Annotated in this window: 13 protein-coding genes and 6 tRNA genes; 7 read left to right on the top strand and 12 right to left on the bottom strand. The window is 38.9% G+C overall.

Annotated features, from left to right (window positions below; genetic code table 11):
- Positions 1 to 28: 28 nt before the first annotated feature.
- The 3 genes from ACMUMK_RS05925 to gltX form a co-directional block, all read right to left on the bottom strand.
- Positions 29 to 104 (bottom strand) — tRNA-Glu (locus ACMUMK_RS05925).
- Positions 105 to 346: 242 nt separating this feature from the next.
- Positions 347 to 422, bottom strand: a tRNA-Ala gene (locus ACMUMK_RS05920).
- Positions 423 to 521: 99 nt separating this feature from the next.
- Positions 522 to 1931, bottom strand: coding sequence for a glutamate--tRNA ligase (gene gltX, locus ACMUMK_RS05915; RefSeq protein ID WP_414700190.1), 1410 nt, complete (start codon positions 1929 to 1931; stop codon positions 522 to 524).
- A 383-nt stretch (positions 1932 to 2314) separates the two neighbouring features.
- Here gltX and ACMUMK_RS05910 point away from each other — a divergent pair.
- The 3 genes from ACMUMK_RS05910 to ACMUMK_RS05900 all read left to right on the top strand — a co-directional run bounded on the left by ACMUMK_RS05910 (position 2315) and on the right by ACMUMK_RS05900 (position 4763).
- Positions 2315 to 2390, top strand: a tRNA-Val gene (locus ACMUMK_RS05910).
- 131 nt (positions 2391 to 2521) lie between these two features.
- A tRNA-Val gene (locus tag ACMUMK_RS05905) sits at positions 2522 to 2597 on the top strand.
- A 540-nt stretch (positions 2598 to 3137) separates the two neighbouring features.
- A complete protein-coding gene (locus ACMUMK_RS05900) occupies positions 3138 to 4763 on the top strand; it encodes a response regulator (RefSeq protein ID WP_414700189.1) in 1626 nt (541 codons plus the stop codon).
- A 7-nt stretch (positions 4764 to 4770) separates the two neighbouring features.
- On the opposite strand, the gene kynU is transcribed toward ACMUMK_RS05900, so the two are convergent.
- Positions 4771 to 6006 carry a kynureninase gene (gene kynU / locus ACMUMK_RS05895; RefSeq protein WP_414700188.1) on the bottom strand — a complete coding sequence of 412 codons (1236 nt, stop codon included), beginning with the start codon at positions 6004 to 6006 and terminating at the stop codon, positions 4771 to 4773.
- Positions 6003 to 6860 (bottom strand): alpha/beta hydrolase family protein, encoded by an 858-nt coding sequence (locus ACMUMK_RS05890; RefSeq protein ID WP_414700187.1) that lies wholly within the window; start codon positions 6858 to 6860, stop codon positions 6003 to 6005. Before ACMUMK_RS05890 ends, kynU begins: the two co-directional genes overlap by 4 nt.
- 228 nt (positions 6861 to 7088) lie before the next feature.
- On the opposite strand from ACMUMK_RS05890, the gene ACMUMK_RS05885 reads away from it, so the two are divergent.
- Both ACMUMK_RS05885 and lgt read left to right on the top strand, forming a co-directional pair.
- Positions 7089 to 7313 (top strand): hypothetical protein, encoded by a 225-nt coding sequence (locus tag ACMUMK_RS05885; protein WP_414700186.1) that lies wholly within the window; start codon positions 7089 to 7091, stop codon positions 7311 to 7313.
- A 97-nt stretch (positions 7314 to 7410) separates the two neighbouring features.
- Positions 7411 to 8196: a prolipoprotein diacylglyceryl transferase gene (gene lgt, locus ACMUMK_RS05880; RefSeq protein WP_414700185.1), complete on the top strand. Its 786-nt coding sequence runs from the start codon at positions 7411 to 7413 to the stop codon at positions 8194 to 8196.
- Between the two features lie 99 nt (positions 8197 to 8295).
- Here lgt and ACMUMK_RS05875 read toward each other — a convergent pair whose 3' ends face one another.
- Positions 8296 to 9231: a helix-turn-helix domain-containing protein gene (locus tag ACMUMK_RS05875; RefSeq protein ID WP_414700184.1), complete on the bottom strand. Its 936-nt coding sequence runs from the start codon at positions 9229 to 9231 to the stop codon at positions 8296 to 8298.
- Positions 9232 to 9431: 200 nt separating this feature from the next.
- Here ACMUMK_RS05875 and glgC point away from each other — a divergent pair, with 200 nt between their 5' ends.
- Complete coding sequence (gene glgC, locus ACMUMK_RS05870; protein WP_414700183.1) at positions 9432 to 10694, top strand: glucose-1-phosphate adenylyltransferase; 1263 nt, start codon at positions 9432 to 9434, stop codon at positions 10692 to 10694.
- A gap of 34 nt (positions 10695 to 10728) precedes the next feature.
- Here the strand turns inward: glgC and ACMUMK_RS05865 are convergent, their stop codons facing one another.
- Complete coding sequence (locus ACMUMK_RS05865; protein ID WP_414700182.1) at positions 10729 to 11541, bottom strand: alpha/beta fold hydrolase; 813 nt, start codon at positions 11539 to 11541, stop codon at positions 10729 to 10731.
- A gap of 313 nt (positions 11542 to 11854) precedes the next feature.
- On the opposite strand from ACMUMK_RS05865, the gene ACMUMK_RS05860 reads away from it, so the two are divergent.
- Positions 11855 to 12664, top strand: a complete 810-nt coding sequence (locus ACMUMK_RS05860) for a thioesterase family protein (RefSeq protein WP_414700181.1) — start codon at positions 11855 to 11857, stop codon at positions 12662 to 12664.
- Between the two features lie 6 nt (positions 12665 to 12670).
- Here ACMUMK_RS05860 and ACMUMK_RS05855 read toward each other — a convergent pair whose 3' ends face one another.
- From ACMUMK_RS05855 to pal, 5 genes are all read right to left on the bottom strand, one after another.
- A complete protein-coding gene (locus ACMUMK_RS05855; protein WP_414700180.1) occupies positions 12671 to 13513 on the bottom strand; it encodes an HDOD domain-containing protein in 843 nt (280 codons plus the stop codon).
- A 313-nt stretch (positions 13514 to 13826) separates the two neighbouring features.
- A tRNA-Lys gene (locus tag ACMUMK_RS05850) sits at positions 13827 to 13902 on the bottom strand.
- Positions 13903 to 13944: 42 nt separating this feature from the next.
- Positions 13945 to 14020 (bottom strand) — tRNA-Lys (locus tag ACMUMK_RS05845).
- A gap of 167 nt (positions 14021 to 14187) precedes the next feature.
- Entirely contained in the window at positions 14188 to 14934 is a 747-nt protein-coding gene (gene ybgF, locus ACMUMK_RS05840; RefSeq protein WP_414700179.1) for a tol-pal system protein YbgF, read from the bottom strand.
- Between the two features lie 12 nt (positions 14935 to 14946).
- Complete coding sequence (gene pal / locus ACMUMK_RS05835; protein ID WP_414700178.1) at positions 14947 to 15510, bottom strand: peptidoglycan-associated lipoprotein Pal; 564 nt, start codon at positions 15508 to 15510, stop codon at positions 14947 to 14949.
- Positions 15511 to 15547: the final 37 nt, after the last annotated feature.

Raw genomic sequence — 15547 nt, 5'->3', positions numbered from 1 at the left:
TGAGTTTAATCATTTAACTCAATAAATATGGCGTCCCCAAGGGGATTCGAACCCCTGTTACCGCCGTGAAAGGGCGGTGTCCTAGGCCTCTAGACGATGGGGACAAAAAATCTTCTTTGCAAATTACACTTTGCAGATTTTTTGTCAGGTGAAGTGAGCCAGCGAACTGAGCGACCTCATCCAACATAGAAACTTTGTTTATCGAAGCGTGCTTCGATAAGTTTTTGTATGGCAAAATTATCCAGCGAATATCGCGAACTAACTTTGATGCTTTACAAAAACACTAAATTCTTGTCTATCATTCTATTTACTGGCCTAGGTGGTAGTAAATAGTCCCTGATATATTTGGTGGAGCCAGGCGGGATCGAACCGCCGACCTCTTGCATGCCATGCAAGCGCTCTCCCAGCTGAGCTATGGCCCCATACTTATCATTTAGCTAACGCTTTTTAGAATAAGTAGGTGTCATTCCGTGACAGCGGGGCGCATTCTAGGCATCTGCCCTTTTCATGTCAACGATTTTTTAGGAATTTTCTCTAATTGCTATATATTTCAGCGCTTTGGTTATACGTTGTTCAATTTGCGACTGTGTTAACAGGTTCAAAGTTAAATCCAAAGATGGAGAATTTCCAGATCCAGTGGCAGCAACACGTAATGGCATACCAACTTTCCCCATACCAACTTCCAACTCTTCAGCAGTCTCATTGATAGCATTGTGGATAGACTCAGCATTCCAGTCTTTCAATGCGGCTAATTTTGCCTGAACCAACTCTAGCGCTTCTCTCGCAACAGGACGAAGGTGTTTTTTAGCTGCCTTTTCATCAAAAGCGTCATACTCTTGATAAAAATAACCACTGATTTCTGCTAGCTCTTTCAGAGTCTTAACTCTATCAGCTTGTATCTCAATAACTTTCTCTAAGGCCGGGCCATTACTTAAATCAATATTTTGCTGCTCAAAATGCCACTTAGCATGCTCAGCTACCTCAGCCGCAGGCAAAGTCTTAATATAATGCTGATTTAACCAAATCAATTTGTCTGTATTAAATGCAGACGCTGATTGTCCAATAGCATCTAAAGAAAACAATTCAATCATGTCTTCTTTTGTAAATACTTCTTGATCACCATGAGACCAGCCCAAACGAACTAAGTAATTCAATAATGCTTGGGGTAAATAACCATCGTCTCTAAATTCCATCACCCCAACAGCATTCGTACGTTTAGATAATTTTTTACCATCATCACCTAAGATCATAGACACGTGGGCATACTCAGGAATCGGAGCCCCTAGCGCTAACAATATATTAATTTGTCTAGGCGTATTGTTAATATGATCTTCGCCACGTACCACATGGCTAATATTCATATCCCAATCATCAACGACAACACAAAAGTTATAGGTAGGTGTTCCATCTGTACGACGAATGATTAGATCGTCTAATTCACTGTTAGCGATTTCTATATCACCGCGAATGTGATCCTTAATCACCACACTCCCCTCTTGAGGAGTTTTGAACCGAATGGCAAAAGGCTGGTCTGTGGGGTGATCCGTTCGATCTCGCCAAGTACCTGGATACCGAGGTTTTTCTCCATTCGCCATTTGCTGCTCGCGAATAGCATCTAGCTCTTCGGCTGGCATAAAACATTTATAAGCTTTTCCTTCAGCTAATAACTTGTCAATTAATTCGTTGTAACGATCAAAACGTTGTGTTTGATAATATGGCCCCTCATCCCAATCGAGTCCTAACCACTGCATACCTTCTAAAATAGCATCTATTGCAGCTTGGGTTGAGCGCTCTATATCCGTATCTTCTATACGAAGTACGAACTTCCCGCCTTTGCTTTTTGCATATAACCAAGAATAAAGCGCAGTACGTGCGCCACCAACGTGTAAATAGCCCGTAGGGCTAGGAGCAAATCGTGTTACCACTGTCATTGAGAAAACCCATTAAAATAATTGGGCGCATTTTATCAGTCAAACAATGAAATTTACATAATGATTAAATTAATTATGTGATTCCCTTTTTTTAACCATGCTCGAAACTAAAATGTGATTATTTTTTCATCGACAGTAGTGTTTTTTGCAACGAAACGAACACTTTTCAGCCATACAAACAATAATTTTCATTTTAGTGTTGACAGCTTAAAGCTCATACCTATAATAGCGCTCCACTTACTGACGTCACGTCAACAAGTCACTGGCTTAACCCAGTATAAATAAATTCGGACGCTTAGCTCAGTTGGAAAAAGACAGAGCATCGCCACTCTTATTACAAGAAGCGGCAAGGGTCACTGGTTTAACCCAGTATAAATAAATTTGGACGCTTAGCTCAGTTGGGAGAGCATCGCCCTTACAAGGCGAGGGTCACTGGTTCAAGCCCAGTAGCGTCCACCACATTACAATGTTATTGATGACTTATCTGTAACTTATATAGACGCTTAGCTCAGTTAGAAAAAGACAGAGCATCGCTACTCTTATTACAAGAAAAGCAAGAGTCACTGGTTATAACCAGTATAAATAAATTTGGACGCTTAGCTCAGTTGGGAGAGCATCGCCCTTACAAGGCGAGGGTCACTGGTTCAAGCCCAGTAGCGTCCACCACATATAAGCCCAATGTAATATCTTTACATTGGGCTTTTTTCATTTCTAAAACAGCAAAATTCCATCACTAACCACTACCGTAAACTTTCAAACGTACTAAGTGATCCATCGCCGCTCTTTTCAAGACATGAGTCGAGGTGATTCAAGCCCAGTAGCGCCCACCACATTAAGGCCCGAAGTAATCATTTTACTTCGGGCTTTTTACTTTCTGTAACTCAGAAAAAACCTACCCTGTCATTTTGAACACAAGTTTACTTAGCGATACATCGCCGCTCTTTTCAATGCATGAGTCGAGGTGATTCTAGCCAAGTAGCGTCCACCACATCTAAGCCCAAAGTAATTAGTTTACTTTGGGCTTTTTTCATTTCTAAAACAGCAAAATTCCATCACTAACCACTACCGTAAACTTTCAAACGTACTAAGCGATGCATCGCTGTTCTGTAGAAAAAGAGTGTTTAATTCCTTAATTTTTATTTTTGTCCTTATTATTTCAGTTTCAAATACGATAACCTTTATGGATAAAAGGGAAATTAGTTTTTAATGAATTTACAACTCGCTCAAAATACCAAAGTTCTTATCGTTGATGATCAAGCTTTAGCTAAAGGGTATATGAAATACTCTTTAGAAGAGTTAGGTTTTAACGACATTAGCTATGTTGATAAAATTAACTTGGCTCTGACTACCATTCGTAGCCAGCGTTTTGACCTAATCATTTGTTCGTATAACCTTAAGCGAGAGCAAGATGGCTATTATTTTTACGATGAAATAAAAACAAATGGCGAGTTACCACTGAGTACTGCTTTTGTTTTTATCAGTGCTGATACCAATTCAGATTTAGTACAAAGTATTATTGAATTGCAGCCTGATGACTTTTTAGCTAAGCCTTTTACAGTCAAAGATTTAGACCGTCGCTTAAGTAGAGTGCTAACCAGAAAAAAAGCCTTTCAGAAAGTATATAAATATATTGAACAGCAAGATTTTAGCGGCGCCTTATCTGAAGTGGAATTGTTTCTAGCCAACCCAAAACATTCAGAGTTCTTCCCTTTAGCTCTTAAAATTAAGGGTGAGATGTTAACTGCGTCAGGTAAGTTTAAAGAAGCGAAAGAGTTTTATCTCGCAGTATTAAAAGTTCAAACATTTACATGGGCTCAGCTTGGTTTAGTAAATAGTCATATACGCTTAGACGAAGATGAACAGGCAGAAAAGTTAGTTTTACGCTTAGCATTCAAGCCAGACTCCCAACTGGCAGCATATGATTTATTGACTGCCCTACAAATAAAGCAAAATGACTTCGAAACAGCATTAGAGTGTGTAATGATGGCAACTGAGGTATCTCCAAGGAGTATACGCAGACATAAAACAGCAATGGATTTATCTCGTATAACCCATGATTATGAAACGCAATTTGAAGCGGCTAAGAAAATCGTTAAGTTTGCAAAGAACTCCATTCATGACAAACCTGAAAACTATCTAAACGTGGCAAGAGCTGGTATTGACTATGCGATGACAACAGATGCCTCTGATACTGATCGTTTGATAAAGCAAGCCAATGAATATGTAAAACAGTTTAATCAGGCTTTCCCTAAAGCCGATATGGAAGAGCAAGTAAAGGTCATTAAAGCTAGATTGTTTTACCTTGAAGACGAAAAAGACAATGCATTAGCGCTACTAAATCAATTAGATGAAGAGAGTTGGGATAATGAAGGCCCAGATGCACTATTGGATAAAGCAAAAATTCTCCACGATTTAGGGTTACACGAAAGGTCACAAGCGATTCTAGAACAAATAGAAGTCTTGTGTAAAACCGACCCAGACCAAGGGGAAATATTTTTACATTATATAACTCAAGAGAAGCAAGAAAAATCCACCATAAAACACAGCTCTAAAGATCTAAATAACACAGCAGTTGATCACTACCAAAAGGGTGACATAGAAAAGGCCATAGAAATTTTTACCCAGGCTTTTACCATCATGCCTAAAAATACTTCAATAGCACTAAACTTAATGCAAACAATTTCATCAAAGGCAGCAAAGTTTGGCCTGTCCTCCGTGTCTACTAAATTACTAAGAAAATGCATTACCACTATTGAGAACAACCAGTTGAATCATACCCAACAAGAGCGTTACCACAAAATTCGCACCAACCTAGATGCCATGGAGCAATAATCAACATCTAAGTGACTTTTAAAGAAACACTAAATCGAGGCTCCATATAGGCTTTACTCTCAATAATATCCGATAAAATTTCTATCGCCTTCCACACATCTTCATAAGACGTATAAAGAGGCGTAAAACCAAACCTTAGTATGTTAGGTGCTCTGAAATCAGCAATGACTCCGTTTTCAATTAGAGCTTGGCAAATAGCAAATCCATACTCATGACGAAAAGCCAATTGACTGCCTCTATGCTTGTCTAGCTCTGGAGAGCACAACTGCAGCCCATTTAAGTGTTCTTTCTGTTCTATAAGTTTCAAACATAGCCTCGCCAGAGCCATAGATTTACGCCTGACCTCTTGCATATCTACGCCTTGCCATACATCTAAAGCAGCATCTAATGCACTCATAGCTAAAACACTGGGTGTACCACATTGAAACTGGTTGATACTGGATGCTGATTGATAGGTAGGATCAAAATCAAATGGCTTTGCATGCCCCATCCAACCAGATAAGGGTTGTTTTACAACTTCTAAATGGCGCTTAGCTACATATAAAAATGCTGGTGAACCCGGACCTCCATTTAAATACTTATAGCCGCAACCAACTGCAAAGTCTGCATTACATTTGTCTAGCTCAACAGGCAAGGCTCCGGCACTATGGGCTAAATCCCAAATCACCAAAATCCCTTTTTCATGGGCAAGCTTTGTAAGCCTTTCCATGTCTAATAACTTACCGGTTCGAAAGTTAACTTGGGTTAGCAGAAGTACGGCAACAGACTCTGTTAAACTTTGTTCTATGTTTTGCTCCTCTACCATTTCTAAATGGCATAAGTCCGCACCCAATAAATCACGCAACCCTTGAACCATATACAAATCGGTTGGAAAATTATCCTGTGTAGATAGAACCTTAGTGCGTTTCGAGTTAAGTTTTAAAGCACTACATAATAACTTAAACAAATTAATAGAAATTGAATCACAACAAATAACTTGTCCTGCATCAGCGCCAATTAGTCTTGCTATTTTCTCGCCTACAGAAGTTGGTAAATCGATCCAATCATGCTGATTCCAACTCTTGATTAAGTCGTTACCCCATTGTTGGCTGACCACCTCTGCCATTCTATTTTTTACAGACTTAGGTAATGCCCCTAAGGAATTACCATCTAGATAAATAGTATTCTCGGGTAGCTCAAATTCAAAACGCTTAGGGTAGAGAGGATCCCTCTTATCTAATGCTATTACTTCTTCAAAAATCATTTACTGAGCTCACCTAAATAGAAAGTAAGTGTTTTAAAGGCTTTTGAGCCTGGGTGGATCCAATCAAAATGCCCCACCCCGTCTAACATAATCACTGTTCTATTTAGCTTTTTTAAATTAAAGGCTGGCACTATATCGTCTTTAGTACCTTGTAATATATAACTATTAATATGTAATGGCTGTTTGCTGGGGTTAGCTAACGTATATTGATGCGGTTTGTCTTTAGGCATTCCTTGCATAAAATCTTTAGTCACTTTTTGACAACTGTTGGAGCCATAAGCATATTCTTCAATATCTGTGATCGCAGCCAAACCAATCACTCCTTTTAGTTCTTCCATAACTCCACCTGCAAGCATGGCTAAATGTCCACCAGCAGAGTGTCCCACTAAAACTGTATTAGCTAGGTCAAACTCTCCGTCTTTGTATTGAGCAGATGCTAGGATCCCTGCTTTAATATCATCATATGTACTCGGCCATCCTCCTCCTAGATCACCAGTACGACGATACTCTAAAGACCATACGTTAAACCCTGCCTGTGCTAAACCAGTACTCATAGCATATGTGTGCTCAATATTATAAGCACTGAGCCAACACCCACCATGAATCAATACAATCAAAGGGCGATTAGCGACTTGCATTGCCCCTTTTGCCTTCCAAAGTAGTGCGTATTGCAGGGGCTCTGAACCATAGGTAATTTTCGCATCAGCCTGTGCAAACGGTAACTGTGCAACTTCTGTATACGCGAGATTATTCTCTGCTTTAGGAAAAATGACCAAGGGGGTTGCAGCGACTGCCAGGCTAGAAGCCAACACTAAGGTAAGGCTAGCTAGGGTATTTTGAAATATTGATGCCATAAGATACTGACTCTATTTGGTTATCTGTCAATCATTCATCATTTAACGCTATTTTAAAAGAGGTAACTACCTATAACGAATCGATACAAATGAGCCTCTTAAGACAATTTTACATACCAAATATTAACGTTATAAATTTGTTATCAATTAATGTGATTAGGTCCTTGCTTAGTGATAATGTCGGCCTTATTGTTATCACATGATTGAAAATGATAAAGAGCAGTAAGCATGGATCAAAAGCCAGCTAAACAGACGTCGCTACCTGCAAATATTAGAGTCATGATAGCTTTAGTGGCAAGCCCAACCCTACTAGTAGTGGGTATGTTAATTTACACTATATGGACCGAGGGTTGGAAAGAAGTTTCAATCAGTATGATAGTTTTTACAATTCTATCCGCCTTTGCATATTTTATTGTGATAACAGGAAATTTGCCTAGCTTCCGCAAATCATAGTCCGCTTTTCATAAAACATTGCCTGCTTGCTGTAATTGTATCAGGTACAATAACTGCAAACATTTACCCTCACTTACGATATATAAGGTTACATTAAATGGAGTATTTCACTTGGAACGCCGACCCTGTATTGGTTTCCTTTGCAGGACTCACCATTCATTGGTACGGTGCTTTGTTCGCAACGGCTATTCTTGCTGGCTTGCAACTTATGAAAGGAATATTCAAACAAGAACAAGTCAATACAGAATTGCTAGACTCACTGCTAATGTACTGTGTTTTTGGCATCATAATCGGGGCTAGGCTAGCCCATTGTTTTTTCTACGACCCAGAATACTATTTAAGTAATCCTCTTAAAATACTAGCTGTATGGGAAGGTGGTTTAGCCAGTCATGGCGGTGGATTAGGGGTAATCCTCAGTGTTTATCTTTTTCAAAGAAAATTCAAAGTGGGTTTCATTTGGCTGTTAGACCGTTTGGCCATTGCCACTGCTTTATTTGGCTTCTTCGTTAGGGTCGCTAATTTTGTCAACTCTGAAATTATTGGACACCAGACAGATGTAAAATGGGCCGTTATTTTTGAACGCATTGACCTAGTTCCAAGACATCCAGCACAATTATATGAAGCATTCTCCTATATCAGTATCTTTGCCTTACTTTATTGCTTATATAGATTTACCAATATCAAACAATACACTGGGGCACTACTAGGTTTATTTCTTTGCTTAGTCTTTACCGCGAGATTCTTAATTGAGTTTGTAAAGGTAAAACAGGCCGCATATAACAGTGACATTTGGATAAACACAGGCCAAGCCTTAAGTATTCCTTTCTTTATTTGCGGAGCAGTTTTACTAATACGTGCATTTACCACAAATAAAAATAGATAATTCTGCGAATGATTTCTTTATTAAAATTGGCGCATTTTAATGAGGCTATAATTTAAGACATTACCGGTGTTTGGCCTAAAATAAGGCCAAACATTACAATTAGCCTGTTCTAAATTGTGTTTGATATTGACTGGGGGCTACCCCAACATATTTATTAAAATTAAACCTTAAAGTAATTCCATTCTCGTATCCTACTCTATTAGCGAGTTGCTCAATTGAAAGGTCTTCTACCTCCAGGATTTGCTTAGCTAAATTAATACGCTGCTGATTCAACCAAGCTTTAGGACTGGTTCCCAACGCCTTTTTAAAATGACGATCAAAACTTCTCCTAGACATACAAGCTTGCTCAGCCATTTCACTCACACTTATAGCATCACTAATATTTTCAATGGCCCAATCTAGAGTCGCACTAAAAGAGCCTGAATTTTTAACAATAGGGGTTTCAACATATTGAGCTTGACCACCACTTCTATGGGGGGAGACAACTAAGCGTCTGGCAACTTGATTAGCAATAGTGTGACCAAAGTCTTGACGAATAATATCAATACCTAAATCCAGTGCAGCAGCACTACCCGCAGAGCAACTAATATTGTGATCATGGGTATAGAGCACATCATCAACAAAGTGTACATTTGGAAAACGAGCCTTAAATAACTCACTATAACGCCAATGGGTGGTAGCTTGTTTGTGTTGCAATAAACCTATTTGAGCCAGCAAAAACGAGCCAGAACAAAAACAAATAATACGTTTACCCTGTTCTGCAAACTCATTAATTTTTTCAGCCATGTCCAAGCGAACATGCTTGCTATTAGTCGTCCAACTAGGTATCACTAAGGTGTCATACCTGTGTAGGCTTTGAATTGATTTAGCTGTGATCTTTATACCGCCGGTTGCCTCTAGTGGCCCCCTTTCAAAAGATACCACATCGCTTTGGTACCACCTTTTATATTCACGGGGTAAGGCAAAGATTTCGATGGCGCAAGCTAATTCAAATGTTGCTATTTTTTCGTATGCTAATATAGCTACTTTCAACATAAAAATTCCTCTCAATTTGGCTTATTATTGTCTATTGCTGTACATAAAGCCACCGCCACCAAACACAATTTAACTTTATTTTTACAATTCATTTATCATTGATTGAATATACTCGGCTGTCGTGTAAACTCGAATATGATACTTAAAAATGGCTGTAATGGATTTGGTATAAATAATCTTAAATTGATGGAGCACGACTTATGGCAAAACAACCGTCTCGCTATATTAGTAATTTAACACGTGATACCTATGCACTTATTTTAGCGGGAGGAAGAGGCTCAAGACTTTATGAATTAACAAACTGGCGAGCTAAACCTGCACTATATTTTGGAGGTAAGTTTCGTATCATAGACTTTCCTCTATCTAATTGTATTAATTCGGGCATCCGCAATGTTGGTGTCGTTACTCAGTATAAATCCCATTCATTAATACGCCATCTCGTCAGAGGTTGGGGCCATTTTAAAAAAGAGCTAGGTGAGTCTGTAGAAATCCTTCCTGCATCACAACGCTTTTCAAACAACTGGTATGAAGGCACAGCAGATGCAGTGTTCCAAAATATCGATATTATTCGAGATGAACTACCTAAATTTGTCATGATCCTCTCAGGCGACCATATTTACAGAATGGACTACGGAAATTTACTAGCTCAACATTCAGAGTCTGGTGCAAAAATGACAGTATGTTGTATGCCCGTGCCATTAGAAGAAGCTGCAGGTCAATTTGGTGTTATGTCTGTAGATGAGAACTATAAAATCATTGGTTTTGAAGAAAAGCCAGAACACCCCACTCCCCTGCCAGATGATCCAACCAAATGTTTAGCCTCAATGGGCAATTACGTTTTTGATACTGAATTTCTATTTGACCAACTTAAAGTAGATGCTGGTAATTTAGGATCTGAGCGAGACTTTGGAAAAGACATAATCCCATCTATTATCGAAGAGCATCCTGTATATGCCTTTCCATTTAGAAGTGATGAAGAGCATGAAGCATATTGGCGCGATGTGGGAACCATTGATTCTTTTTGGCAAGCCAATATGGAAATGGTTGCTCCAGTTCCAGCACTTAACCTTTATGATAAAAAATGGCCTATCTGGACCTACCAAGAACAGCTTCCTCCCGCTAAATTTGTATGGGAAGGCGAAGACAGACTAGGGACAGCAATCAATTCAGTGGTATCTGGTGGCTGTATAATATCTGGTGCAACCCTTAGACGAAGTCTGTGTTTCTCAAATGTACGAGTTCACTCTTACAGCGAAATAGAAGACTCTGTTATTCTTCCTGAAGTCGTAGTTAGTCCTAACTGTAAAATTCGTAAAGCAATAATCGATAGAGGTTGCGAGGTCCCTGAAGGAATGGTCATAGGACATAACCGTGATGACGACCTAGCACGAGGTTTTAGGGTATCAGATAAAGGAGTAGTGTTAGTTACTCGGGAGATGTTAGGTCTAAAAGTAGGCTTTTAAGCTCTCATACATAAAACCGCTACCAAGGGCGGTTTTATGTATTTTGGTTTTCCCAGGTTAACAACCTATCACTTATCATAGCTGCTACCTTTGCTGGCTGCTCTAGGGGGAACATATGGCCCCCATCACTTATTACCTGATGCTCAAGCCCCGTATTCTTCAAAAATGATGATAAGAAAAAAGCCGAATTAAGTTCACTTTTTTCACCACTGATAAGTACAGCGGGCACAGTTAAGCGTTTGTAATATGTATGAATATTGTCAGGTACATTGCGATAGATCTCAGTTTCAATATTTGGATCATAATTAAGGTGAAGACCATCTTGTTTTTCAGCAATAGCTGATGAGACATAATCTTGAATGCAGGCTTTATCAAAATTTTTAAAAAGTGCTTTGCCTTCAAAGTAATTAACTAAGTCTGTCCCTACAGGCCATTCATAACATCGACTTTTTGACTTAGCAGCCGGTGTAAATCTATCGGTCTGCTTAAAGATTTTCATCGCCCGAAACACTAGCCTAGAGAAGCCAGACGCTATGGGCGGATCAAGCATGATGACTCCTTTTGCCAAATCGGGCCTATCACATGCTGCCATAAATGAAATAACGGCCCCCATTGAATGCCCAACTAGGTAGCAAGGTTTACCCACTTGAGTTTCTAAGTAATGGATTAATTCAAGTTTAAGGCTAGTTAGGTTTGAATTAACAGGGAAAGCCTCAGAATGGGCAAATTTAGATAACCCAAATAGCTCGATATTCTTAGATAAACCGGCAAACAAACGTGAATAGCTTCCCATTGGAAAACCATTTGCGTGTGCAAAGCTCACTGGAATACTGTCATTAACAATCAAATTGAATACACCTTAAAAGCTAATTGTAGCGCGCTTTTTGTAGCAATAATTAACAAGCACTTAGGCAAAATTACCTAGATATAAGTTGTGGGTGTAAAGCTAAGTACTTTATAAATGATCAAAGCTCTTAATTTTTAATAGTAAGACTGTCAGCATGCACTATTCAAGTAATTAATTTATTTTTTATAATTATAACAACAACTTATCCTGTACCATAACGAGATGAAATTGTGCCTTTAAAATGAATAACTATGATATTCATCACATATTAGTAAATAATTACTACAAAACTATACAAGAGCCTAGGTGAACCATGCACATTGATAATCTCTTTGAATCAATTCAACATCAACTTAAACAAAACACTAACGAAATTACCCTCACCCTAGATAACGCTTGGACCCAAGGAAGAACCATATACGGTGGTATTTCTGCTGCACTTATTTATAAAGCAATACGGGAGTCAGTTTCATCTGACAGCCAAATGCGGTCATTCAATACCGCCTTTATTGGTCCAATTGAGGCCAATAAAGCGATAAGCATAAAAGTAGAAATATTAAGAGAAGGTAAAAACGTAACCCAAGTCATGGGGCACATAACACAAAATGGTAAAATAGCCGTTATGAGCCAGGCCAGCTTTGGGGTTAACCGACAATCTAAAATACTGGTACACAATAAGCTACCCCATGAACTAAACGGCCCTATAAAATCAAATTTTTTACCGGCTATACCTAAAGTTACTCCTAAATTTATTGGTCAATTCGAACTAGCTAAGTCTGATGGTGGCTGGCCTTTTACTGGTAGTAAAAAGAGTCACACCTACGGGTGGATGCGTTATAAAGTCCCCCCTAAAGCATTTACAGAAGCCCATCTAGTGGGACTAATAGATGTGTGGCCCCCCACTGTATTACAACAACTGAGGTGGCCTGCAGCGGCGAGCACAGTAAATTGGAACTTAGAGTTTATTCATCCACAGCAAGAAGTATCTCCTCTTGACTGGTTTGTGTACAAGGCGAAAACTCGCCATGCACAAGATGGCTACGCTAATACAGAAGCAGAGGTTTGGGATAGTAACGGAGATTTAGTTGCGCTGAGCAGGCAAACTGTCGCGGTATTTGCCTAATAAGCCCTAAAATAATGCAAATGATGAAGGGCTAAATAAAGCTAAGGCATTCATTAATTGTAAATTACAAAAATCCACAGCCGCATCAACACTTTCTTCGTCTAACCCTAGCACTTTATACATGTCTGGGGTTACACCATCAAATTTAGAAAAATAATCGCTATTAATGTTGTTCAAAGCTAACAAATACCCTAACTGTATAATTTGCTCTTCTTGAGTATTCGCTTGTTTCTGTTCGCCGTGAGTACACTCAACAATTTTGACTATATCTGAAGGGATCCCCCACACTTTTAGCAAACGACTCGAAATATCAATATAGGAGAAACCGAGATGCTGCTTTTGAAGTGCTAGTGGAGTAGCAGATGAAATATCTGTACATTTTTTTGCAACCTCTGCATTCAACTGTACCACTACTAATTCACCGAGGTTATGTAACAAGCCACAAACAAAAAGCTTTTCTGGCTCTTTAATGCCCACTTCCTCTGCTAAATATTTACACAGCAACCCACAAGAAACCGACTCTTCCCAATACTTGTCCAAATCAATAATATCAGGATTTATATCTTTAAAAGCACTCGCTACACCATAGGCTAAAACTAAATCGTAAATAGAGCGAGTACCTATCACTTGAATCGCTTTAGATACTGTAGTGATAGTATTGGGGAATTTATATAGAGCGCTGTTAGATATCTTCAAGACTTGCGTCATAATTGCAGGGTCGTAATTAATTACTTCTGCAATATCATCTAATGACGCAGCGTCGTCATCAATCAACTGCTTGATCTTAATTACCGCTTCGGGCAAAACAAATATGTCGCCAGCGTTATCTACGTAGTCTTGTAAATCCATTAATTATCTTCATAGCAAAATCTCTAACCAATTGTAAATGAAGAACAGATTAAGTTCATGCTTAATCCCTTAAATAGATAAATTAATGAAAAATAACATAGCTCTACCAGCAATAAATAATTGCATACCTGTAGAGGTAGATTTCATAATCTTAAAATATAACAAGAGCAAAATTGAAAGCACACTAAGTAATGGCTTGGTATTGAAAACTACTCAATACAACTTTTTGTGCCAAACATACTTCATCAAGAACAATGTTAGCTATGTATTTGAATATTAGTGATTAAGTGAATACTTTTAAAAACAGAATAGATGGTGGGTCGTGCTGGATTCGAACCAGCGACCAATTGATTAAAAGTCAACTGCTCTACCAACTGAGCTAACGACCCATCTAATTGAAACTTAACTTTTGCAGTGTGAGAACCGGAAATTGGTGGGTCGTGCTGGATTCGAACCAGCGACCAATTGATTAAAAGTCAACTGCTCTACCAACTGAGCTAACGACCCTTTTTCCGTTCGCCTCACTGCGAAGGCGGCATATAATACTCAATTCAAATTTCAGTGCAACCCTAAAGCGAATTTATTTTAATAATTTGAACTGTTTGCAGAAAAAGCGAACGATCCTTGTATAAAAATAAATCACCCGTTCTAAATAATGAATTGGCCCGTAAATTTTACAGGCTAGTTAACCTTTTACTCGCCAGCTTTGCAGATGAAGAATCTGGGAATTCTTTTATTAATTGCTCCCATAATTGCTTCGCTCTGGCACCATTAGATCTTTCTTGTTCAGTAATACCTAATTTTAATAAAGCATCAGCTTTCTTATTTGAGTCTGGATAATTACTAATCAAAGATTGAAATTGCTCACCTGCACCTGCCCAGTCTTGCTTATTAAACAAAACTTGTCCTAGCCAATATCTGGCATTAGGTACATAGTCAGAAGTTGGGTAGTTTTTCAAAAACGCTTCGAACTCCAAGATAGCTTGGTCATACAATCTATCTTTTAGTATCAAGTTAACTGCTTTGTCGTAGGCTTCGTTGTCGCCACCTAGTGAGACTTGAGTAAGATTAGACACATCAGGTTGAGACTCAACTGGAACTTGAGAGCTTGGCTGGGTTTTCACTTCAGCAATGCGTTTATCAATTTCCAAGTACAACTCTCGTTGGCGCTCAAGAATTTTTTCTAATTGATAGCTTTGAACTTCAATCGCACCGCGAAGCTCACTCACTTCACTTTGTAGAATATCTAACTGCTCTTGTTGACGGTGCTGAGCCTGAGTACGAGACTCAAACTTTTTTTCTAACTCAAGAATACGCTGACTACTACTAATATTATTTACATCTGCCACAGGCGCAGGAGCCGCAGTAACTGCGGCTCCGTATAGCCCTAGCAAACTTAGTGCTAAGGTGCGTTTTATCATATTAAACTTCTACTATTGGTATACTAGAACACCACGACGGTTTTCTGCGAAAGCCGCTGCAGTATTGTAATTATTAACAGGCTTTTCTTCGCCATAAGATACAACCGAAATTTGTGACGAACTCACACCGGCATTCAGTAAATACGTTTGTACAGACTTAGCACGAGACTCACCTAAAGCAATATTATACTCTGGCGTACCGCGGCTATCTGTGTGGCCTTCAATAACAATTGACTGGCTGCTGTTCTTCACCAAAAATGCAGCATGGGCATCTAGTACTGCATAAAACTCTGGTTTTACACTTGCACGGTCAAAGTCGAAGTATACAGTTTGGCTTTCTTGAAGCTCATCTAACTCTTTTTTCATCTCTTCTTCAGGAGACATTAAACGCTCAACAGTACCAGTTTGAACTTTTGCATCTTCTAGTGCTTTTGCATCAGCTGCTGCTTGCTCTTGAGCAATTCTCGCTTCTTCTGCTGCTGCGGCGGCAGCATCTTCATTCGTTGATGTACAAGCCATTAACGTAACTACTGGCAAAGCAATAACTAAACCTTTAAAAACTTTATTAAGCTGCATTCTTTTATTCCTATTTTTATCGAATTTAAATTAAATA

The organism is Paraglaciecola sp. 2405UD69-4 (assembly GCF_047525415.1).
Lineage (GTDB): Bacteria > Pseudomonadota > Gammaproteobacteria > Enterobacterales > Alteromonadaceae > Paraglaciecola.
The sequence above is the reverse complement of the archived record's forward strand: the minus strand, read 5'-3'. Positions and strand labels throughout refer to the sequence as shown.